This is a genomic window from Labrenzia sp. 5N (assembly GCF_012395805.1).
In the GTDB taxonomy this organism is placed as follows: domain Bacteria; phylum Pseudomonadota; class Alphaproteobacteria; order Rhizobiales; family Stappiaceae; genus Roseibium; species Roseibium algicola.
The window spans coordinates 1,367,934-1,390,763 of record NZ_JAAZTM010000020.1 but is presented as its reverse complement, the minus strand read 5'-3'; the positions used below and the strand labels follow the sequence as shown (position 1 = coordinate 1,390,763).

Below are 22,830 nucleotides of genomic sequence, written 5' to 3'. Positions count from 1 at the left end.
CTGTGAATGACATATTCGGACCAGCTTGAAACCAAAATCAAAACCTACTTGCGTAGTCTGAGCCCCAAGGCGGTTGAGGCTCTGGTCCGCAATTTGGAACGCGCCAAGGTTCAAAAACACGCTGATCCGCACATCCAGCTCGTTCTTGCCGCAGCCGTGGCACTCATTCGCAAACCGCAGCCGGTTGCACCGAGCATGCCGGGTGGCGCTCAGCGACGCAATCAGATCCAGCGGATGTTCTTCACACCGCTGGATGATTTTCTGATCAACGAAATGCTGCCACAGCGGCAGGAGGGCCGAATCCAGCGGGGCATTCTCGACCGTGTCTGGAACTGGCTCGGTCGTGACGTCATGGCTGCCGACATTCGCCTTGTGCTGGAACAGGCCGGAAATTCTGCCGTTAGTGGTGAGCGCGTGGATGCCCTGGTGCAGGCGCTGCGCTCGCGTGCCGTAGACGCCATCGGTGACATGCTGCGCCGCGCGGAAACGTCCGACAAAGACAAGCGCCGAATGGCAATCGAACTTGGCGGCGAACGCGGTATCTCCGAAGTCAGGGACATTCAGAAGATCTTCGCGGCAGAGCGCTGGTTGGTGCCGTTCCTGCAGAACATACCGGATCGCATCAACGAGCACCGGCTGAAGCAGGACACGGATGTACTGCGCCTCGTCGACAAATGCACCGCGCGGTTTCCCGACCATGTTCCGGTGATCGCCGCCGCGCTGGTAGACCGCTCGGACATGCCTTCGGCCTTGTGTGCCTTCGCCGGACGTCTGGCGGGTGACCCTGACCCCAAGGCGATTGCCCATTCCCAGTTCGCACCATTTGTTGATGTGGTCATGAGCGAGGCCGAACGCCTGCAGATCCTGGCACTTGAACATCGCAACAACAATCCGGACCCGGTGGCCTTTTCTCAGGCGCTGTCGGAGTACCACATGCTGGTCCGCGGTGTTGAACGTGACATGGATCTCTCGGTCACTGGCAGGTGGCACAAACGTCTGGCCGAAACCAAACGCAGCATCTCCAGTGTCGTCACCCGGGAATTGAACAGCGCCCACAGCAGTGTGCGGCGTGCCCTGCAGGTGCCGAAGTTCGACAAGGATGGCAAGCTGCAGATCGACCAGATCGCGATTGATGACGCTGTGCGTACGTTGCGCGTGGTCGCTATGGTTCGGAACGCCTCCGAGACTTTCGCCGTCAACGAGATCGGCAAAAGTACACGCCAGGCAGTCGAACAGACGCTCGAAATCCTGACTCGTTCTCTGATCACCGATCTTGGCAAATCCAAGGGACCTGCGCTGGAGGCGCAGATTGCCGCAGCCGACGTCGCCATCATGCTGTCGGAGATCTATTTCGGCACGGATTACGCCGCGCAGCTGCGCCGCAGTCGGCAATCCGCCTTTGCAAAAGCGAGCAAGAACGCGGCCGATGCCAGTTCCGGCCCCAGTCCGGAACGCAAACTGGTCGCCAATGCTCTTGGCCGGCGCTGACGGTTCCCGCTAGGCCCTCAATGTTGGCGTATTGCAAAGCCGGTTGCCGCAATGGTCTTGAAGGTCTGGCCTCATTCTCCGATTTGTTTGCGCCGCGACCGCCGGTCACATCCCAGCCACCTTGCTTTTGTCCGCATTGAATTGTCTATAGTGCGGCCATGGTGTTCTGGATCCTGATTGCCCTGTTGACCGGGGTTGCGACATTGTCGGTACTTATTCCCCTATCGCGCACACGGCGCCATCAGGAGGATGCACCGGCGCGTGCGGACGAAGCGGTTTATCGCGAGCAGCTTGCGGCGATCGAGACGGAACTCGAACGTGGCCTGATAGACGCCGAAGCAGCCGAGGCAGCGCGAACGGAAATCGCGCGCCGTCTGCTTGCAGCCCACGACAGGGGCGACAGCAAAAAACAGGACGGCTCCAAGGGGGGAAGCTTCAAGCTTGCGCAGGGGCTGGCCCTGCTGGCGGTGCCAGCCTCAGCTTTCGGACTTTATCTTTTCCTTGGCTCTCCCGATCTTCCCGACCAGCCGTTGCTCAGCCGTCTGAGCGCACCGGCGGAAGAACAATCCGTCGATCTGCTGGTTGCCCGTGTTGAACGGCATCTGGCGGAAAATCCGGAAGATGGACAAGGCTGGGCAGTCATTGCTCCGGTCTACCTGTCGCTCGGTCAGCCTCAGGCTTCTGCGAAAGCCTATTCCAATGCAATCCGCATTCTTGGGCCGAACCAGGCCTGGCTCACCGATATGGGCGAAGCCCTGACGATTGCAAACCAGGGTCTGGTTACAGCCGATGCCCGCGCCGCTTTCGAGCAGGCCGTGTCGCTGGAACCCGCAGCCGTAAAGCCACGATTCTTTCTCGCACTGGCGCTTGGCCAGGAAGGCCGCAAGGAAGACGCGATTGCCGCTTGGAAGGCTCTCCTTCAGGGCGCTGATGAGACCCAAGCCTGGGTTGGGGCCGCGCGTCAGGAAATGGCCCGGCTGACAGGCGGCGCACTGGTCGGCAACAGTTTGCCGGGACCGTCCCAGGAGGAGGTTGCTGCCGCCAGCGAAATGGCCGCGGATGACCGTCAGGCCATGATCGCCGGCATGGTTGCCGGCCTTGCCGAGCGGCTGTCCACGGAAGGCGGGTCGGTGGATGAGTGGAACCGGCTGATCCGTGCCTATATGGTTCTGGGTAAGAAACAGGATGCGGAAAAGGCTCTTGAGGAGGCGCTGTCGGCATATGCGGACAAGCCGGAGGACTTGTCCATGATCAAGGACGCTGCCAGCCAGCTTGGTCTAACTGACGGTTGAGCGGCAGACCTGCCGCAGGCGGCGCAGTTGCGCCGGGGAATTGAAAATCGGACGCTTCGCTGATGACACGCAAACAAAGACGATTGACCCTTATCGGTTCGGCTGGCGCGGTTCTGGCCATTGCCCTGACGCTGATTCTGATCGCGCTGAGAAGCGAGATCGTGTTTTTCCAGAGCCCGACCGAAATCACCCAGAACGGCGTTGCGCCCGGTCAGCGGATCCGGCTCGGTGGCCTGGTCGAGGAAGGCTCGGTCGTGCGCTCCGACAATGCCGAAGTCAGCTTCCGTGTAACCGACACGGCCAATACGGTTGCCGTCACCTACAAGGGCATCCTGCCGGATCTGTTCCGGGAAGGGCAGGGCGTGGTGACCGAGGGGGTCGTCGGTTCGGACGGAGTTTTCGTTGCGGACAGTGTGCTGGCCAAGCACGATGAGAACTACATTCCCAAGGAAGTGGCCGAAGCGCTGAAGGCGCAGGGACACTGGCAAGGTGAAGAGGGCAACGCGAACTGATTGTTCGCAGTGCCGGTGAGGAAGAGGAACGGACATGATTGTCGAATTCGGACACTACGCACTTGTGCTGGCCTTCGCGCTGACACTTGTCCAATCCGTTCTGCCGATCTGGGGGGCGCTCCAGAAGGATGAACGCCTGATGGCAGTGGCACCGCCGGTTTCGGTGATGCTCTTTCTCCTGGTCCTTCTGTCCTTTGTGGTGCTGACGGGTGCTTATCTCAATTCCGATTTCTCGGTGCTGAACGTTGTCGAGAACAGCCATTCGGCAAAACCCCTGCTCTACAAGTTCACCGGCGTTTGGGGAAACCACGAAGGCTCGATGCTTCTGTGGGTGCTGATTCTGGTTTTCTTCGGTGCTCTTGTTGGCGTCTTCGGGGGCAATCTGCCGGCCGACCTGAGAGCGGTGACATTGTCCGTCCAGGGCTGGGTTACTGCAGGTTTTGTCTTGTTCCTGCTGGCAACGTCCAACCCTTTTACCCGGATTGCAAATCCTCCGCTGGAAGGGTCTGACCTGAACCCGATCCTGCAGGACATCGGCCTCGCCATTCACCCGCCTCTGCTTTACGTCGGGTATGTCGGCTTCTCCATCACATTCTCCTTTGCGGTGGCAGCGCTTATCCTCGGCCGTATCGATGCGGCCTGGGCACGATGGGTGCGGCCCTGGACACTGCTTGCCTGGTGCTTTCTCACGCTCGGCATCGCGATGGGCTCCTACTGGGCCTATTACGAACTTGGCTGGGGGGGCTGGTGGTTCTGGGATCCGGTCGAAAATGCCAGCTTCATGCCCTGGCTTGCAGGCACGGCTCTGCTGCACTCGGCAATCGTCATGGAAAAGCGCGAGGCGCTGAAGGTCTGGACGGTACTGCTGGCGATCTTCACCTTTTCCCTGTCGCTTCTCGGCACCTTCCTGGTGCGTTCAGGCGTCCTGACTTCGGTTCATGCCTTTGCCACCGACCCGGCCCGCGGCGTCTTCATTCTCGGCCTTCTGTGCATCTTCATCGGCGGATCGCTCAGCCTTTACGCCTGGCGTGCACCGATGTTGAAGCAGGGGGGGCTGTTCGCACCCATCAGCAGGGAAGGCGGTCTGGTGCTGAACAACCTGTTCCTGACCGCTGCCTGTGCAGCCGTCTTTGTCGGCACGCTCTACCCGCTGGTGCTTGATGCCGTCACTGGCGAGAAGATTTCAGTCGGTGCACCGTTTTTCAACCTGACGTTCGGTCCCCTGATGGTGCCGCTGCTCCTCGCAGTGCCTTTCGGTCCGATCCTGTCCTGGAAACGGGCTGATCTTGGGGCGGCCTGCCAGCGTCTTTATGCGGCTTTCGGTCTCGCCCTGTTGCTGACGCTGATCACTTACTGGGCCTGGGGCATGGACAAGGTGCTGGCGCCGCTTGGTGTTGGGCTGGCGGTCTGGGTCATGGCGGGTGCAATTTCCGAAATCGTGACCCGTGTCAAATTCTTCGAAATAGGCTTCAAGCGCGGGTTTGCCCGTCTTGTTGGCCTGCCGGGATCTGCCTGGGGAACGGCCACTGCCCATTTCGGCATCGGCCTTACTGTCCTCGGTATTGTCACGGCTTCCGCGTTTCAGGAAGAACGTGTCCTCACAATGCGTCCGGGCGATGTTGTCGAACTCGCCGGGTACCAGATGACCTTCGAAGGCGCCGCACCACGCCGCGGTCCGAACTACACTGAAGAAGTCGGTCACTTCTCCATCCGTCAGGGCGGAACCCTGGTGGCCGAGCTTGACCCCTCCAAGCGCATTTACACGGCGCGCCAGATGCCAACAACGGAAGCCGGTATCTATACGACAGGGTTTTCGCAGGTCTATCTCTCGCTCGGTGAAGGGCGCGGCGATGGCGCTGTCGACGTGCGCGTCTATTTCAAGCCGCTGATCACCCTGATCTGGATTGGCTGTGTGATCATGTCCCTCGGTGCGGTGTTTTCCATTGCTGACAGGCGGCTGCGCGTGGGGGCTCCGAAACCGGCCCGCAAACGTCAGCAAAGTGTGGCAGCGGCGGAGTGACCGGATGATACAGCGTCTATTCCTTGCCCTGCTGCTCTGTGTGAGCCTGCTTGCCGCACCGGCTCTTGCCGTTGCGCCCGACGAAGTTCTGGACGATCCGGTACTGGAAGGCCGTGCGCGCGCACTGTCAGCTGGACTGCGCTGCATGGTCTGTCAGAACCAGTCCATCGATGACAGCGACGCGCCGCTGGCCAAGGATCTGCGCGTCCTGGTACGCGAGCGACTGGTCGCCGGCGACAGTGACGAGCAGGTGATCGATTACCTTGTGTCCCGCTATGGCGAATTCGTACTGCTGAAGCCTCGCTTCGCCTGGCATACCATCGTTCTGTGGGCCGCGGGCCCCGTTGCCCTCATTGCGGGTCTGATTGCGATTGTTGCAGCCCTGCGCAAGCGTGCTCGCAATCGTGCTGCTGCCAATGATGTCTCCGCTCCCAAGCTGACCGCGGAAGAGGAGCGTAGGCTGCAGGCGCTGCTGGACAAGGCCGACTGACACTTCCGGCCGTTCGTTTTCGGTCTCACCAGCTGCATACCGTTCAAGATCTGCGGTCACTGTGTTCACACCAATGCGTGACTTGCATGACGGGCAGGTGTGCTTACCTGTGGCCGAGTGAACGCATGGAGGCAGAAGAATGGGACAGCACCCGCTGAAACTGGAGTTTGACGGCGCGCACGACGCAAGTCTGGCGGCCCGGCTGGATCTGCCGTCTGGCAAGATCAGGGCTTTCGCCCTGTTCGCGCACTGCTTTACCTGCTCCAAGGATATCGCTGCCGCCCGCCACGTTGCCAGTGCGCTCTCACAAGAGGGGATTGCCGTGCTCCGGTTCGATTTCACCGGCCTCGGCGGCAGCGGCGGCGATTTCGCCTCAACCGGATTTTCCTCCAACGTCGAAGACCTGAAGCGGGCTGCAGATTATCTGCGCCGCAACTATCAGGCTCCACAGCTCCTGATCGGCCATTCGCTCGGCGGCGCCGCGGTTCTGTCCGTTGCTGCCGACATTCCCGAAGTGCGGGCCGTCGTGACGATCGGCGCTCCCTCCGACGCGGATCACGTGATCCGAAGCTTCAAGGGAGTGGAAGAGACGATCCGCAAGCAGGGCGAAGGAGAGGTTTCTCTCGAAGGGCGCAACTTTACCATTCGCAAGGAGTTCCTGGACGATCTGGAAGCCCAGTCGGTTCGTGACAAGGTCGCGGGTCTCGGCAAGGCGCTTCTCGTGATGCATGCCCCGCTCGACGAGGTTGTCGGTATCGACAACGCCACCAGCATTTTCGTTGCCGCAAAGCATCCCAAGAGCTTCGTGTCGCTTGATACGGCCGACCATCTTCTTTCAAAGAGCCAGGACGCGGCTTATGCGGCACGTGTGATTGCCGGTTGGGTCGGGCGTTATCTCGATCCGGTAGCGGAACAGGCCGGCGACGAAGCAAAGGATGGTGTTGAGGTGGTGGAGACCGGCCAGGGCAAGTTTCAGGTCCTGGTCACGAGCGGCGTACACCGGATGATTGCCGACGAACCCAAGGATGTCGGTGGGTTCGACAGCGGCCCGTCGCCCTATGGATATCTGTCCGCCGCACTCGGGGCCTGCACGGTCATGACGTTGCGCATGTATGCTGAACGCAAGGGGCTGGATATCGAACGGATCGGCACTCGTGTTCTGCACGGCAAGGTGCACGCGGCCGATTGTGAAGAGTGTTCGGAAAGCGTGAAGTCGCGGAACGGCAAGATCGACCGGTTCGAGCGATTGATCACGCTGGAAGGCAACCTTGACGAAGCAACGCGAACCCGGCTTCTGGAGATCGCCGACAAATGTCCTGTTCATCGCACGCTGGAAGCGGGCGCTGCGGTGGTGACTCGGGAAGTGTCGCCCGGCAAAGCAGAGGCGTGATCTGACGGGAAGCGGGGAGGCGGCCTCAGGCCGCCTGGCCTTCCAGGGTCTGCAGACGGATCTTCATGAAGGACAGCAGACGGCGCGCGTCACGGTCTGACAGCGACTGGTAGTCGTTCGCCCAGTTTTCCGCCGTCGACTGCGGCTGCTTGTTGTGCATCGCCCGAGCCTTGCACAGCGCATTGTAGTCCGCGTTTTCCACTCCCATGGCACGGCAAAGAACCGCCACACCGGTGGAATCGTAACGCACCATGACATTGGTGACGTATTTCTGCTCCAGCCCGGCCATTTCCGCCAGCAGGAAGCAGATGTCGAACAGGTTGTTGGACAGCGACAGCTGCGTGATCGCCTTGCTGAGCGAACGTTGCCCGGCCCGAATTTCCTTCAAGGTTACCTTCGCATTGATACGGGTCGCCTTGCGTTCCAGCTTCGAGCTGGCAACAACCTTGCTGGCCTTGTGGAAGAGATCCTGGATCAGGGTTTCGTTTTCCTTGCGCAGCTGGCGGATCTTCGCCTGCTGAGCCTCAGGCATCTGGTTGATCAGTTTGTCATAGTCGGACTCGGTAATGTCCGCGCGCTCCATCATGGCGTCGCGGATTTTCTCGTCCTTTTCCGCCAGCTTGATCAGCAGGCGAGAGCCCCATTCGGAAAACTCCGCTCCGGAGTTGGCGGCAACAGATTGCTTGACCGGGTTCTCGCCGCGTTCCAGCAGGACATCGGTGACATTGGCCTCAAGATGCTGGCGTTTCGAGATCGCCAGCAGGTGCCCCTGGCCCATGGTCTTGGCCAGCCGCAGGATATCCTCGGTCTTGAGCGCATTGGAGGACGTCAGCATCGGCCTGGCGATGTCGATCTCTTCTCGGGCAAGCTCATAGGCGACCTTGTTGGAAGTGTCGTCTATCGGCGCCAGCTGTTCGGATATCGCTTTCTTCTGTTCAGGCTCCATGGTGGGAAGCATGCTTTCCAGCACCGTGTTGAACAGGGCGATTTCTTCTGTCTGGTAGCTGTTCGCGCCACGCACAAAAAGCTCGGTAACGTGTTCCACCAGTTGGTGGCGTTTTTCCGGGGTGCTTTCCTGAGCGAGATTGAGAAGGTCGTTGAGCATCTTTTAGCTGTCCGTTTTTCTTGCAACAGGACTACCGCAGAGACAGTTTACAACTGTCTAAAGCGCAGGATAAAAAAAGGATAAATCTATCGCGCCATCCGTATTAATTACAGGATAAGGCTGACATTTTGCGCGCTTATGCGTGCCTCAAGCGTGTTTACTTTATTTGATAAAGTCTCTCGGAGACCCCGCGCGGATTTGCATTAGGTAACTACTGGTTGAAGCAAGTGTCATTTTCCCGGTTCAACTTCCAAAGGTCCGGTGTCCAGAACGACCTTGTCCATTGGCACATCCCAGGGCATTGGAAAGATGGAGTTGAGACTGCAGAACGCAAACCCGATCCCGATGGTCAGCGGTTTGGCCGGCAGCGATGCCAGCGTGCGGTCGTAGTAGCCGCCACCATTGCCGAGGCGGTATAAGTGGGCGTCGACACCAACCAGGGGGGCGATCACGACCTCGGGCACCTGCGATGAGCCTTCTTCGGGAACAGGAATGTTCCAGAGGCCTCGCACCATCTTGCAGCCTGGCTGCCACGGGCAAAAGACCAGCGGTGTCTGCTTTTCGAGAACGACGGGTAGAAGAACTGTCCTGCCCGAGCTGCAAAGCTCCGTCATCAGGGGGCGAAGGTCGGGTTCACCGCGGATTGGCCAATAGAGCGAGATTCTCTGATAGTCGACTGTTTCAAGGACGGGGCGAAGCTGATCGATCAGCGCAGCGGTCTTTACCGCCCGCTCCGTGCTTGTCAGTCCCTTCCGCTTTTCATAGAGGCGGCTGCGCTCAGATTTGCGGAACCGGCTGACATCGCGAAAGGTCTCCTGATCAACGACAAATCCGCCCACCAGCATGTCGGCGTAGCAGACAGGGTCTCCCGGCAGGTCGTCATCTTGGCTCATTCAGGAAAATTCCCTTCGCGTCCCTGTGCTTTTACCGCGTCAGGCGGCCTTTCTGTCCGTTGCGGGCCAGACCAGGGCCTCAAGCAGGAGTGAGCGGGTCAGAAAACCTTCGAACACTCCCTCCTGGCATACCGGAACATGATCCAGATTATCGCGAACCATCACATGCAGGGCATCACCAAGCGGCAGGGTGCCGTCGAAAGACGTCACCGGAGCATGCAGGAGGTCGCGAGCGAGGGGAGGGGCGAAGTTTGATCCGTCACCGAAGCCTTTGCTCAGGACGCGCAGAAGGTCGCGCTGGTTGATGAGACCGGCAAGATGGCCGTCAGCATTCACGACTGCGACTTTGGATGTTTCGGACTGCTGCAGTTTACTGAGGATTTCCTGTAGAGACGCGTCTGGAGCTACATGAAGGTGTTCCAGGGCGATCGCATCTGCACAGGCTACCCCTTCGAAGGGAGGCTGTATCAACTCTGCCTCGACAGCGGCCACAAGCCGGGCAAGATCAACAGCGCCGAGGTTGGTCGACTGGTGAAATTTCGACAGCAGGTCCGACAGATTTTCCTCGGTCAGGCCAAGCCGCCGCATTGGTGGTGGCCCGCTTTGCGAAAGGCTTGTCCGGAATGGATATTTCCGACCGGAGAAACGATGAAACACCAGGCCGGACGCCACCAGTACACAAGTCATCACGGCTGTATTGAAGACGATCATCAGCGCGCCTGTTTCTGTCAGAAGTTCAGGCGACAAGCCAATCAGCAAGGCGACAGCTCCGCCAGGCGGATGCAGAGCCCGGCCGAGCATCATCGCGGCAAACGCAAGCGCGACAGCCAGAACCGGCGCGGTTTCCAACGGCAGCAAGGCAAGCGCCACCACGCCGCACACCGCCGACAAGGTGTTTCCCAGAATTGCGGACCAAGGCTGTGCAAGCGGGCTGTTTGGTACGGCAAACACCAGTACGGCAGAGGCACCAAGAGGCGCCATCAGAAACAGTGGGAGGCCGCCATATGCATGCATCAACCACACCATCAGGGCGCATGCGCCGATACCGACAGCGCCGCCCGCCATGGCCAGAAACGCTTCGGTTGGCTGCGGCCAAGGCAACGCCGGGGCGAACGCGGTTCTGAAGGTCGGTTTGGGATCGATGTGCATGAAGTCGCCTGAAAAATATGCAATTGCACAAGTTCTAGGCGAAAAATCCGGAATTGACTTGGATTTTGAAACTCAATTTTCGGCCTGTCGCGAAACGGATTTTCGCACTTGGGCCGGTGGCGATCAGGCCGCCTTCTCGTGTTTGGCTGCTTTCAGCCTGATTTTCATGAGCGCCAGAAGTCGGCGGGCATCGGTGTCATCGAGCATGTGGTAGTTCGTCAGCCACTTGCTGCCGGTGCTTTCGGGAAACTTCAGATGCTTGCATCGTTCCTTGCACACTGCCTGGAATTCCATCGCGCCGATGCCGGTGGCCCGGCAGACGGTGGCGATGCCGGTGGAATCGAACCGGACCATGAGATTGTGGACATATTTCATGTCGAGGCCGGAGAAGAACGAGAGCAAGGCGACTGCATCGAGAAGATTGTGTTCCTGGGCCAGCTGGTAGACCGCCTTGTTCAGGGTCGTCTTGCCGAGCCGGATGCCCATCAGCCACGCCTTCGGGCTGATCTTGGATTGCTTTTTCACCAGTTCCGCACCGGCAGCGACTTCACCGTCGTCGCGGAACAGATCTTCCAGCAGCTCCTCGTTCGACTTGCGCAAGTGCCGGATGCGATCACCAAGCTGCTTGGGCATGTCCTTCACCAGGCTTTCGAACACCGGCATGGTGATCTCGGCGCCGAGGTTGGCGGCCAGCGTGTGTTTGACATCCCTGCTGCCGCGCTTGATCAGGATATTGCTGATATCGTTGCTGACGTGGTCGCGCTTGGCGAGAGCCAGAAGGTAACCCTGGTCCTTGGTTTCCGCGATCTTGCGCAGATCTTCTTCGCGAAGCGACTTGGAGCGTTCCAGCACTGCCTGGGCCACAGGCAGGTCGTCGCTGGCCATTGCCGCGGCAAGCTTGGAGGACATTGACGGCACATCTGCAAGACGTTCGGACATCTTGCGCTTAGCGTCGTGAGCAAGGGAATCGTAGACGCCCTCGAGCATGTTGTTCAGAAGATGCGTCTCTTCGGAGCCGGGGTCGTCTGCGCGGGCAACAAGCAGGCCTGTCACGTGCTCGGCAAGCTCGTGTTTTTTCTCTGAAGAACTGTCCCTGGCAAGCTTAAGAAGCGAGTCGCTCATGTCCGTACCCTATCGGCATAAGTTTCGCCAAATTTCCTTTATAACCTGTGAAAACCACCAAGTGCTTTGTTGCAATAAGGTGATTTCGGCACTGTTGACCTGCCGGCACCGATGGGTCATTCCACGCGCATGAACGCAACCTTGATGCCGATCTTCTATTCTTTCCGCCGCTGCCCCTATGCCATCAGGGCAAGGCTCTCGATTGCCGCAAGTGGCGAGCAGGTCGAATTGCGGGAAATCGTCCTGAGGGACAAGGCACCCGAATTTCTGGAAACGTCTCCCTCGGCAACGGTACCCTGCCTGAAAACCGGCGAAACGGTGATCGATGAAAGCCTCGACATCATGCTCTGGGCGCTTGACCGGTCCGACCCGGAAAACTGGCTGGAGCCGGAAAAAGGCGATCTCGATGCCATGCTGGAATTGATCGGCGTTTGCGACGGCCCGTTCAAAAGCCATCTGGATCGCTACAAGTACGATACGAGATATCCGGACACTGACAGGGAAACAGAGCAAGCCGGTGCTGCGGAGTTCCTATGGCATCTGGACAGCCGTCTCGCCGCTACGCCCTGGCTTTTCGGCGGCAAGGCCTCGCTGGCCGACTTTGCGATCCTGCCGTTCGTTCGTCAGTTCGCCAACTCGGATCGCAGCTGGTTCGACAGCCAGGAGTGGACGTCGCTGAAAGCCTGGCTGGAAGCCTTCGAAGTGTCGCCCCGGTTCCAATCCGTGATGCCGAAATGGAACCGATGGCAGCCGGGCGATACACCGGTCGTCTTCCCCTGACAGGCGAATCGAACCCCTCGTAACGCGAAGCAGAGAACACTCTGCCTGGGTCGCTGGCCGGCTGTTTCCTGCTTCCTGCACTCGGTTTTCACTTCTGTGCATGTTCGGGACGGAAAAAACCGTTGCCACTTGTGCTCCGGTCGTGGCGGTTTTCCTCACGTTTTCTGCCATTTCTTCCAACCTTACAAAACCGTAATGCCGCCGACAGGCGCCTGTAAGACTGGTTCACCTACTTTCACTTTCGAACCTGGAGCGCTTTCCCCGCAAGCAGTCCAGGAAATGGTTTTCAAACCTTATCTCGAAAGAGGAAGACAACATGCAAAACAGTCGCTCAGTTTCTCCCCTGCGCTCCCGTCGCGCCAAACTGCTGGCAGGCGTCGTCGCGCTCGGCGCAGCCGGACTTCTGACGGCACAGACCATTGTTCCGAGCCAGTTGGCTCTGGCTGATGCTGTCCGTGTCGATACCGCGGCTCCGCTGGACTTCTCCCACGTCGTCACTGCCGTCAGCCCGGCGGTTGTCAGCGTTCAGGTCAAGCAGGCCGCAGAACCGCGCATGATGAACTTCGGTGGTGGCAACGACAATTTCGAAGACTTCTTCAAGGGCCTGCCTGATGGCCATCCGTTCCAGCGCTTCTTCCGCGAGTTCGGTGGCAAGGGTGGCGGTGACCAGCAACAAAATCAGCGCCGTGCCCCGCGCCAGTACGGCATTTCCCAGGGCTCCGGCTTCTTCATCTCTGATGACGGTTACCTCGTCACCAACCATCACGTGATCGAAAACGGGACCGAGTTCACCGTGATCGACCGTGACGGCAAGGAATATGATGCCAAGCTCATCGGCGCCGACAAACGGACGGATCTGGCCCTTCTGAAAGTCGAAAGCGACGAAACGTTCACCTATGTCGATTTCGCCAAGGAAGCACCGCAGGTCGGCGAATGGACTGTCGCTATCGGTAACCCGTTCGGTCTCGGCGGCTCCGTCACGGCTGGTATCGTCTCGGCACGTGGTCGCGACATCGGCGCCGGCCCCTATGACGACTTCATCCAGATCGATGCCCCGGTCAACCGCGGCAACTCCGGTGGTCCGGCCTTCAACATGCATGGCGAAGTCATCGGTGTGAATGCGGCGATCTTCTCGCCGTCCGGTGGCAACGTCGGTATCGCCTTCGCAATTCCGGCTTCGACCGCGCAGGATGTCATCATGGAGCTGAAGGACGACGGTACCGTCGTTCGCGGCTGGTTGGGCGTTCAGATTCAGAACGTCACGGATGACATCGCGGAGAGCCTTGGCCTCGAAGAGGCCCGCGGCGCCATCGTCGCGGAAGCGCAGGAAAACAGCCCGGCACAGAAGGCTGGCCTGCGCTCGGGCGACACCATCCTTGCCGTTGACGGCACCGAAGTGAAAGGCCCGCGCGAGCTGTCCAAGATCATTGCGGCTTACGAGCCCGACAGCCAGGTTGACATCACGGTCTGGCGCGACGGCCAGAAAGAGGACGTCACCGTGACACTGGGCCGCCTGCAGGATCAGGAACAGGTTGCAGCCGTTCAGCCGGAAGCCGGTGAAAGCAAGACCAGCCTGGATGATCTCGGCCTGGTCCTGACGACGAAAGCCGAAGCTGGCCTGGAAGGTGACGGCGTGGTTATTGCCGAAATCGACCCGGAAAGCCCGGCAGCCGAAAAGCGCCTCAACACCGGTGACGTGATCCTGGAAGTGGCCGGCATGAAGGTCAACAGCCCGTCCGATGTGCTGAAGGCGCTGGACAAGGCGGAAAAGGATGGCCGCAAGGCGGTTCTCTTCCGGGTTGAAAGCAACAACACGACACGGTTCGTGGCCCTGCCCATGAACCTCGCCTGATCAGGGGCCGGTTCCGCCCCGAACCGGACCTGTGAGGCAAGACCGGCCTGCCCTCTGCCCCCAAACCCCGACGGGCCGGTCATTGCCAAGGGTTTATCTGCTAAACCCTGACTGACTGGCGGCGGCGACTCTCACATCCATCGCCGCCGTCAGCCATTTTCTTTAGGGCCAACTCAAGCTAAAAGGATGAGATGTTGAGGATTCTTGTCATTGAAGACGACCCGGAAGCTGCAAGCTACCTCGTCAAGGGTTTGAGTGAACTGGGCCACACCGCCGACCAGGCTGCCGATGGGCGGACCGGGCTGGATATGGCCCTCGACAGGGACTACGACATCCTCATTGTTGACCGCATGCTGCCGAAGATGGACGGCCTTTCGGTCATTCAGGACCTGCGCCGGGAAGGCAACCACACGCCGGTGCTGATCCTCTCGGCGCTCGGTCAGGTCGATGACCGCGTCAAGGGCCTGAAGGCCGGTGGCGACGACTACCTGCCCAAGCCTTACGCCTTTACCGAACTTCAAGCCCGCATAGAGGCATTGGCACGACGCCCCAAGTCGGCCAGCCAGATTGAGACCACCTATACCGTGGGCGACCTGACACTGGACCGGATGGCGCATTCGTGCCGCCGCGGCGAAACGGAAATCCCGCTGCAGCCGCGTGAATTCCGCCTTCTGGAATATCTCATGCAGAACGCCGGCCAGGTGGTGACCCGTACGATGCTGCTCGAAAACGTCTGGGAATATCACTTCGATCCGCAGACCAACGTGATCGACGTTCATATCTCCCGTCTGCGCGGCAAGATCGACAAGGGTTTCGAAACACCCCTTCTGCACACCATCCGGGGTGCCGGATATACGATCCGTGACGCGGCTCACTAGGTTTACCAGAACCACAGCCTTCAAGCTGTCGCTGCTCTACATTGCCGTCTTCACGGTGATGTCCGGTGTGCTGCTGTTCTATATAGCGGACAACACGGACAACCTGATGTCCGAGCAGGTGGTTCAATCCGTCGATTCAGAACTGAAAACCCTTGCCGACGTCTATGTGCGCGGCGGTGTTCGCGATCTTGTCGAAACCATCGACAGGCGCTCCCGCCACCCGGATGCCAGCCTTTATCTCCTCGTCGATTTTGCCGGCAATGCGCTTGTCGGGAATATTGCCCGCCTGCCGACCACCGTTCTCGAAGAGGCCGATGGTGGATTGCGCCGGGTTCGTTACACGCGCCTTGGCCAGGATGCTGAAGACGTAGAGCGGCAGGCCATGGTGCGCACGTTTGAGCTTCGCGGCGGCTTCCGTCTGCTGGTTGGACGTGACCTGGGCGACCAGCTCAGGTTCTCCAACCTTCTGGCCAACGCCTTGCGCCTGTGGCTGGTCGTCGTGGTGGTCATGGCCGCGATCACCTGGCTGTTTGTCAGCCGCAGGGTGATGAAGCGCATCGACGAGATTTCCGCCACCAGCCGCACGATCATGCAGGGTGAGCTCTCCGGCCGTCTTCCCGTTGCGGGCAATGACGACGAATTCGATCGTCTGGCGATCAATCTCAACACGATGCTCGACCGGATCGAACTGCTGATGCAGTCGATGAAGGATGTGACAGACAACATCGCCCATGACCTGAAGACACCTCTGACGCGCCTGCAGACCCGGATCGAAAACGCCTTGCGTGAAGCCAAGGGGGAGGAGGGCTACCGCGGCGCCCTGGAAGCGACACTGGAGGAATCCGACCAGCTCCTGAGGATATTCAACGCGCTGCTGCGTATTGCGCGTGTTGAATCCATGGCACCGGCCTCCGTCATGGAGCCGACCGATCTCAACAAGCTGGTTGCCGAAGTTGCCGAACTTTACGAGCCGTTGGTTGAAGATGAGGGTGGCAAGCTTGAAACCGATTTGCCCGAAGGGCTGAAGGCAGACTGTAATCGCGACCTCATCAGCCAGGTACTGGTGAATCTCATTGAGAATGCACTGAAATACGGTCGTCCTGAAACTGGCGAGCTGCTTATTCGCCTTGGCGGGCGGGAGGAGGACGGTCGCATCGTCCTCAGCGTCACCGACAATGGTCCCGGCATTCCGGAAAAAGACCAGGACCGGGTGAAGGAACGTTTCGTTCGGTTGGAGGAAAGCCGTTCCGAACCTGGAACAGGCCTTGGATTGAGTCTTGTCAAGGCGGTTGCCCGCTTGCATGGCGGAGACTTGCGCTTCATGAATGAGAACCCGGGGCTGAGCGCCCGGATCGATCTCAAGCCGGTGAAACCGGACAGCAGCAGGAGCGGGCATGAACAAGGCGGCACAGCCGGGCAAACGGGAGAAGGGAACTGACCAGGACGGTGGCGCGGGCGTTCTGGCCGACCGGATCGCGGTGGTCCCAACGGCACCGGATCCCGATCATGCAGCCCTGTTCCTGAAAGATCTTCTGGCTCATGCCGAAGCCGGCGAGGCCCTCAACGCTCTTCTGCACGAAAAACCGGACCTGGAAGGTTTCCTGATCGGGGTCATTGGAAACTCGCCCTATCTGCGCGATCTGATGCTTGCCGATCCACCGCGTCTCCTTCGCTTGCTGCAGGAAGCGCCGGAAAGCCGTCTTGAAAACCTGCTGTCTGCTGCCCGTGAAGCGCGGGCGGAGGACGAGGCCGGTATCATGCGGACCTTGCGCCACTTCAAACACGACCTCGCCTTGACGCTCGGCCTCGCCGATATCTCCGGTGCGATCGGTCTGAACCGCGTTACCGGTGCCCTGGCCGGGTTTGCCGACGCCGCGCTGACAGCGGCAATCAGGTTCTGCCTCGGCGATCTGGTCCGTCTGAACAAGTTCGCACCTCATGACCTGGAGAAGCCGGAAGTCGATAGCGGTCTCATCGTTCTTGCCATGGGCAAGCACGGTGCAAACGAGCTGAACTATTCGTCCGATATCGATCTGATCGTTCTTTACGACCCGGCCAAGGCACCCATGGCGGGAACAGCGGAAGCTCCGGTGGAATTCGTTCGGCTGACGCGGCGCCTGGTCAAGATCATGCAGGACCGGACCGCGGACGGTTACGTCTTCCGTACGGATCTTCGCCTGCGCCCCGATCCCGGTGCGACCCCGCTTGCCATGTCGGTGCCCGCTGCGCTCGTCTATTACGAATCCCTGGGGCAGAACTGGGAACGGGCGGCGCTGATCAAGGCGCGGCCTTGCGCGGGCGACATTCCCGCCGGCGAATCCTTCCTGCATGAAATCGTGCCGTTCATCTGGCGCAAGTATCTGGACTTTGCGGCCATTGCAGACGTGCAGTCGATCAAGCGCCAGATCCATATGCACAAGGGCCACGGGGCCATTGCGGTTGCCGGGCATAACGTCAAGCTCGGCCGTGGCGGCATCCGGGAAGTGGAGTTCTTCGTCCAGACCCAGCAGCTGATCGCGGGTGGCCGCAACCCGGCCCTTCGCGGACGTCGCACGCTCGACATGCTGGACGCTCTGGTGGATGCAGACTGGATCAAGGGCAAGACACGCGACGAAATGGCCGCCGCCTACCGGTTCCTGCGCAATGTCGAGCATCGCATCCAGATGCTGAACGACGAGCAGACCCAGCTTCTGCCGAAGGATGAAGACGGCATGAAGCGGGTTTCCGCGCTGATGGGCTACGACACGCTTGCAGCCTTTGAAACGGCACTGCTCGACCACTTGCGAACGGTTCAGCACCATTATGCCGAACTGTTCGAAGATGAACCGGCACTGTCGTCCGAACTGGGCAATCTGGTCTTTACCGGCGATGACCACGATCCGGGTACCCTGGAGACGCTTGCCGGTCTTGGTTTCAAGCAGCCTGCTGAAGCTGCCGCGATCGTCAAGGCCTGGCATTTCGGCCGCTATCCGTGCACCCGTTCGACCAAGGCGCGCGAGCGGCTGACCGAAATGCATCCTGCGCTTCTCAGTGCGCTGGCGGCCACGGACAACGCGGACGCCGCGCTGCGGGCGTTCGACAACTTTCTGGCCAAGCTTCCAGCGGGCGTGCAGCTGTTCTCGCTGCTGAGGTCCAATCCACAGCTCCTGACGTTGCTGGCAACCACCATGGGCGCTGCGCCACGCATGGCCGAAACGGTCTCCAAGCGGGTTCATGTGTTGGATGCAGTCCTCGATCCGGCGTTTTTCGGCGCCATGCCGAGCGTCGAGGAGTTCCGCGCCGGGCTCGACAGAACCCTGTCTCAGGCCCGCTTTTATGAGGAAGCACTGGACAGGGCGCGGATATTTACCCAGGAGCAGCAGTTCCTGATCGGCCTGCGGATGATTTCAGATACCTTGTCCGCCGACCGGGTAGGGTTTGCACTGGCACGGCTGGCCGAAGTTGTCGTCGACCGGATCCTGAAGCAGGTGATCGTGCATGTCGGCGAAAGCAACGGCACGGTGCCGGGGGGCAATATCGCGGTCCTGGCCATGGGCAAGCTTGGGGGGCGCGAAATGACGGCAGCCTCCGATCTGGACCTGATTCTTCTTTACGAAGCTCCGGAAGACGTCAAGCAGTCTGATGGTAAGCGGCCTCTTGCGATCACCCAGTATTACACCCGTCTGACGCAGCGGCTGGTCACGGCCCTCAGCGCACCGACGGCCGAAGGCTCGCTTTACGAGGTTGATTTCCGGCTTCGTCCGTCCGGCAATGCAGGCCCGCTCGCTACCAATCTGGACGGCTTCATAGCCTACCAGCAGAAAGAGGCCTGGACCTGGGAGCATATGGCTCTGACGCGCGGACGTGTGATTGCGTCCACGACGCCTGAGTTCAAGCAGAAGATTGTCGACAGCATCTGCGGCACGTTGGTGCAGACGCGTGATCTGACGAAGCTGGCCGACGATGTCCGCACCATGCGTGCCCGGATCGAGAAGGAAAAAGGCACCAAAGATGTCTGGGATCTGAAACAGGTGGCCGGCGGTCTGGTCGATATCGAGTTTCTTGCCCAGTTTCTGCAGCTTGCACACGCTCAGGAAAATCCGGAAATCCTGGCACAAAGCACGGAGCAGGCTTTGGAACTGGCCCGCGACGCCGGCTTTCTGACCCTGGGCGATGCCGGGCTGTTGTTGGAAGCTCTCAGGCTTTACCACCGACTGACCCAGGTGTTGCGGCTGGCTCTTTCCGGCAAGTTCGTGCCGGCAGAAGCACCTCGCGGGGTACTGGATCTCCTGGTTCAGGCCTCCGGCAGTCCGACCTTCACCCGGTTGGAAGCAGAGCTCGCAGACCTTCAGGTGAAGGTGCGCGAGACGTTTGTGCGGCTGATTGGCGAGGTTGAAACGGTCAACACTTGACCCGGATTGCCAAGCTGTTTCCATTGGGATAGGGAAGGACCGCACCGGCGGCCGATTTCAAATTATTCGCGCTCTCTTGAGCGAACCCTTTTCCATACTCTGAGAAACCTCATGACTTATTCACTCGACGAAATGGTCCGTCGTCCGGACCGGAGCGATCGTATTGCGCTGGCTGGCAACCGTGTGTTTGCCTGGTCTGAATGGGGCCCGGTGACAGGCACCCCAGTTCTGTTTCTGACAGGCGCCGGCATGGCCGGCACACTTGGCTTTGGCCTGGAACATCTCGAAAAGCTAAACCTTCGACTGATTGCACCGGACAGGCCGGGCCTCGGCGCTTCATCGCCCGACCCTGACAAGTCACTGGCAAGTGTCGCGCGTGACGTTGGCGAACTTGTTGCGAACCTTGGGCTTGTCAGCATCCCAGTGGTCGCCTTTTCGCAAGGAGCGCCCTTCGCTTTCGCCGCTGCAGCGTCGGGGACTGCAAGCTCCCTGGCGATCGTCTCCGGTCAGGATGAACTCTACCGTCCGGAATTTGCTGATGGTTTGCCGGATCAGGTGAGGGATATGACCCGGCATGCACAGGAAGACCCCGCAGGGTTTTCTGCCATGCTTGAAGGCTTCGCCGAGCCGGATGGCTTCTACGACCTGGTACTGTCGATGAGCTCACCGGAAGACCGGTCGGTATATGGAGTCGAACCTTTCGCCGCGGCCTACAGGCACGCCCTTCGGGAAGGTTTCAGGCAGGGACCGAAAGGATACGTCCTTGATACGCTCGCAGCGCTCAGGCCCTGGAGTATCGACCTTGGCATGATCAACTGCCCGGTCTCGCTCTGGTACGGCGGCAAGGATGGCAGCCCGGTTCATTCACCGGACTTCGGTCTTTCGCTCGCAGGCAGATTGCCCAATGCAAGCCGCCGGTTCATTCCGGAGGAAGGCGGCGCATTGTTGTGGACCCGATCGCTCGACATCCTGAGCGAGCTGGCAACAACAAGCGGCAACGACTGATCTGCTGTGCTTTAGGGCTACGGACAACCTGGCTCGCCTGGAGGGTAAAGCTCTTCAGGCGGCTTCCTTGTCGGCAAGCGGCAAGGTGAAGCTGACAGTGGTGCCTTTCTTGACTTCCGACTTGATTACCAGCGCTCCGCCATGAAGTTCAACCAGCGAGCGGGCGATGGCTAGTCCGAGGCCTGAGCCCTGGTGGGTCTTGGTGAACTGGTTTTCCACTTGCACGAAGGGTTGGGCGAGACGTTCGATATCGCGCTCCGAAATTCCGATGCCTGTGTCGATCACTTCGAAATGCAGCTTGTCTCCGCGTGGCCGCGCCTTGAGCGTGACGGTGCCATTGTCCGGCGTGAACTTCACCGCATTTGCCAGCAGGTTCAGCAGGATCTGTTTGAGCGCCCGCTTGTCTGCGTGCACCGAGACGTTTTCAACGACATCGGTGGTGACGGTGATGTTCTTCTCGGTTGCTGCTCCCGTGACGATCCGGCTGGCATCTTCGGCCGATTCCGAAGCATTGACCGTTTCGGTCTCGATACTCATGCGACCGGCTTCGATCTTGGACATGTCGAGGATGTCGTTGATCACGTTCAGCAGGTAAGTGCCGGAAGAATAGATATCCTTGCAGTAGTCGGAATACCTGTCGGTGCCGACAGGGCCGAACATTTCCTGCGTCATGATGTCGGAGAAGCCGATGATGGCGTTGAGCGGCGTTCTCAGTTCATGAGAAATATTGGCCAGGAATTCGGACTTGGCCTTGTTGGCGGCTTCCGCCCGGGTTTTCTCTTCCTGGTACTTCTCTGCCATTTCCACCAGCTGCCGGGCCTGAACCTCAAGGGTCTGGCGGGACTTCTGGAGATCGGAAACGGTTGCCCTCAACCGCTTTTCGGAGTCGATCAGCTTTTCTTCGTGCTTCTTGAGCGGGGTAATGTCGGTCCCGACAGACACGAAACCGCCGTCCTTGGTGCGCCGCTCGGAAATCTGCAGCCAACGACCGTCTTCCAGTTGCGCTTCGTAGGAGCCATCAGGAGCGCCGCCACGCTGGCGAAGAGTGACCGGTTGCGGTGCTACTTCGGCATTGGAGGCAGCTGCCATCACGTCCTTGTAGGGTGTGCCAGGCTTGATCACGGCGTTCGGCAGGCTGTGCAGCGACTGATAGTTGGAATTGCAGATCACAAGCTCGTTTCGGGCATTCCACAGAACGAAAGCTTCCGAGATTGTCTCGATCGCATCACGCAGGCGAAGATCTGCCATACGGCTTTGTTCGGCAAGCTCGTGCTGCTCGGTAATGTCGATGCAGATACCGATGAGGTGCGGCTCGGCACGGCCGGGTTCCGACTGGATTTCACCGCGGGCGCGAAGCCAAATCCAGCTTCCGTCGGCGTGTCGCATGCGGAAGGTCTCATCGACCAGGGTTTCACCGCTTTCCAGCAGGTGCTCGGCAAGGCCCAGAAGGTCGATATCATCGGGATGGGTGATGTCTGCGACATCGGCAAAGCTGAGAATATCGTCCTTGGGTTCGCGTCCGAGCAGCTCGTACAGCGAAGACGACCAGAACATTCTGCCGCGTGACAGATCCCAGTCGAACAGTCCGCAACGGCCGTGGGTGAGGGCGGTGTCGATGCGGGCACGGGTTGCCGCATACATGTCGTCGGCCGCTTCCGCGCGGGTCGCCTGACTGAAGAAGCCGTAGATGACCGCAAGCAGCACCAGCGAAGTTCCGACGAAGAGCGTCACATTTGCCGAAAGGTCATCCCGCCACTGGCTGAAGATCTCGTTTTCCGGCTGCAGCACCGCCACCATTCCGAGGCGGCCGTCGAGGTGATGAACCGTTGCGAGAACCTGTTCTTGGCCCCGGCCTGTACCAAGGTTGGTGGCAACCGGCATCACGCCGGCACGGGCGCCAAACACCATGAGCGGCTGTGATGGGCCGAGCAGGTCGCTGATCGGCCGGCTTTCAAGCGATGGCTGGAGCGGTGCCGAGGCAACGATGGTGCCGGATTGGTCCGCAACGAGATAAATGCGGCCCTTGCTGGTCGCCCCTGTGGGCAGACTGTCGGCAAGGATGCGTTTCAACGTCGTCCGGTAGCCCGTTTCAGGCAGATCGTTTTCCGACGACATCAGGCCGCTGGCGACGACAGTTGCCATCAGGCTGAGCGTAACCTGGGCGTTTTCCTGGGTCCGGGTGGAATCGCTGACAAGGTCGCCGGTGCGGAACAGGGCGAGTATGACGATGAAGATGATGGCGAGGCCGGGAATGAGGCGTCGCATCAGGCTATCGGAGCGGGCCAGGCTTTCGGCCAGAGCGCCGAGGAGGGTGCGCAGAGGCAGGCGTTTTGTGCCTGCGTCTGTCTCCCACTCAGACTCCTTCTCGCCGCGCCGCGCAGATGCGTCGCCAGCTAATGCTCTCGCCATAGGAAGTGTGCCTCAAAAACCGCCGCGTCGGGGGTGCCCCGAATCACTTCCATT

Annotated in this window: 17 protein-coding genes; 12 read left to right on the top strand and 5 right to left on the bottom strand. The window is 59.9% G+C overall.

Annotated features, from left to right (window positions below; all coding sequences use genetic code 11):
* The first annotated feature begins 6 nt into the window (after positions 1-6).
* The 6 genes from HEP89_RS26795 to HEP89_RS26770 all read left to right on the top strand — a co-directional run bounded on the left by HEP89_RS26795 (position 7) and on the right by HEP89_RS26770 (position 7,192).
* A complete protein-coding gene (locus HEP89_RS26795; protein ID WP_168693455.1) occupies positions 7-1,488 on the top strand; it encodes a hypothetical protein in 1,482 nt (493 codons plus the stop codon).
* Between the two features lie 158 nt (positions 1,489-1,646).
* Complete coding sequence (gene ccmI, locus HEP89_RS26790) at positions 1,647-2,780, top strand: c-type cytochrome biogenesis protein CcmI (protein ID WP_168693454.1); 1,134 nt, start codon at positions 1,647-1,649, stop codon at positions 2,778-2,780.
* Between the two features lie 62 nt (positions 2,781-2,842).
* Entirely contained in the window at positions 2,843-3,292 is a 450-nt protein-coding gene (ccmE, locus tag HEP89_RS26785; RefSeq protein WP_055658701.1) for a cytochrome c maturation protein CcmE, read from the top strand.
* A gap of 34 nt (positions 3,293-3,326) precedes the next feature.
* Positions 3,327-5,312: a heme lyase CcmF/NrfE family subunit gene (locus HEP89_RS26780; protein WP_168693453.1), complete on the top strand. Its 1,986-nt coding sequence runs from the start codon at positions 3,327-3,329 to the stop codon at positions 5,310-5,312.
* A 4-nt stretch (positions 5,313-5,316) separates the two neighbouring features.
* The gene (locus tag HEP89_RS26775) at positions 5,317-5,802 is read left to right on the top strand and encodes a cytochrome c-type biogenesis protein (RefSeq protein WP_077290392.1); all 486 of its coding nucleotides are present in this window, start codon (positions 5,317-5,319) and stop codon (positions 5,800-5,802) included.
* Between the two features lie 139 nt (positions 5,803-5,941).
* A complete protein-coding gene (locus HEP89_RS26770; protein ID WP_168693452.1) occupies positions 5,942-7,192 on the top strand; it encodes a bifunctional alpha/beta hydrolase/OsmC family protein in 1,251 nt (416 codons plus the stop codon).
* 25 nt (positions 7,193-7,217) lie between these two features.
* Here HEP89_RS26770 and HEP89_RS26765 read toward each other — a convergent pair whose 3' ends face one another.
* The 4 genes from HEP89_RS26765 to HEP89_RS26750 all read right to left on the bottom strand — a co-directional run bounded on the left by HEP89_RS26765 (position 7,218) and on the right by HEP89_RS26750 (position 11,461).
* A complete protein-coding gene (locus HEP89_RS26765; RefSeq protein WP_022997826.1) occupies positions 7,218-8,297 on the bottom strand; it encodes a DUF2336 domain-containing protein in 1,080 nt (359 codons plus the stop codon).
* Positions 8,298-8,527: 230 nt separating this feature from the next.
* Positions 8,528-9,190: a 5-formyltetrahydrofolate cyclo-ligase gene (locus HEP89_RS26760; protein ID WP_168693451.1), complete on the bottom strand. Its 663-nt coding sequence runs from the start codon at positions 9,188-9,190 to the stop codon at positions 8,528-8,530.
* Between the two features lie 39 nt (positions 9,191-9,229).
* Positions 9,230-10,339, bottom strand: coding sequence for an HPP family protein (locus HEP89_RS26755; RefSeq protein WP_168687976.1), 1,110 nt, complete (start codon positions 10,337-10,339; stop codon positions 9,230-9,232).
* 123 nt (positions 10,340-10,462) lie between these two features.
* Complete coding sequence (locus tag HEP89_RS26750; RefSeq protein ID WP_022997823.1) at positions 10,463-11,461, bottom strand: DUF2336 domain-containing protein; 999 nt, start codon at positions 11,459-11,461, stop codon at positions 10,463-10,465.
* Positions 11,462-11,590: 129 nt separating this feature from the next.
* Between HEP89_RS26750 and HEP89_RS26745 the strand changes: the two genes are divergently transcribed.
* The 6 genes from HEP89_RS26745 to HEP89_RS26720 all read left to right on the top strand — a co-directional run bounded on the left by HEP89_RS26745 (position 11,591) and on the right by HEP89_RS26720 (position 20,367).
* Positions 11,591-12,241, top strand: a complete 651-nt coding sequence (locus tag HEP89_RS26745) for a glutathione S-transferase (RefSeq protein WP_209014832.1) — start codon at positions 11,591-11,593, stop codon at positions 12,239-12,241.
* Positions 12,242-12,557: 316 nt separating this feature from the next.
* Positions 12,558-14,093, top strand: coding sequence for a Do family serine endopeptidase (locus tag HEP89_RS26740; protein WP_022997820.1), 1,536 nt, complete (start codon positions 12,558-12,560; stop codon positions 14,091-14,093).
* 191 nt (positions 14,094-14,284) lie between these two features.
* Positions 14,285-14,971 carry a response regulator transcription factor gene (locus HEP89_RS26735; protein WP_022997819.1) on the top strand — a complete coding sequence of 229 codons (687 nt, stop codon included), beginning with the start codon at positions 14,285-14,287 and terminating at the stop codon, positions 14,969-14,971.
* Complete coding sequence (locus HEP89_RS26730; RefSeq protein WP_168693450.1) at positions 14,955-16,409, top strand: HAMP domain-containing sensor histidine kinase; 1,455 nt, start codon at positions 14,955-14,957, stop codon at positions 16,407-16,409. The genes HEP89_RS26735 and HEP89_RS26730 overlap by 17 nt, the downstream gene beginning before the upstream one ends.
* Positions 16,366-19,362: a bifunctional [glutamine synthetase] adenylyltransferase/[glutamine synthetase]-adenylyl-L-tyrosine phosphorylase gene (locus HEP89_RS26725; RefSeq protein ID WP_022997817.1), complete on the top strand. Its 2,997-nt coding sequence runs from the start codon at positions 16,366-16,368 to the stop codon at positions 19,360-19,362. Before HEP89_RS26730 ends, HEP89_RS26725 begins: the two co-directional genes overlap by 44 nt.
* A gap of 111 nt (positions 19,363-19,473) precedes the next feature.
* The gene (locus tag HEP89_RS26720; protein ID WP_168693449.1) at positions 19,474-20,367 is read left to right on the top strand and encodes an alpha/beta hydrolase; all 894 of its coding nucleotides are present in this window, start codon (positions 19,474-19,476) and stop codon (positions 20,365-20,367) included.
* A gap of 54 nt (positions 20,368-20,421) precedes the next feature.
* Here the strand turns inward: HEP89_RS26720 and HEP89_RS26715 are convergent, their stop codons facing one another.
* Entirely contained in the window at positions 20,422-22,776 is a 2,355-nt protein-coding gene (locus HEP89_RS26715; protein WP_168693448.1) for a PAS domain-containing sensor histidine kinase, read from the bottom strand.
* Between the last annotated feature and the right edge of the window lie 54 nt (positions 22,777-22,830).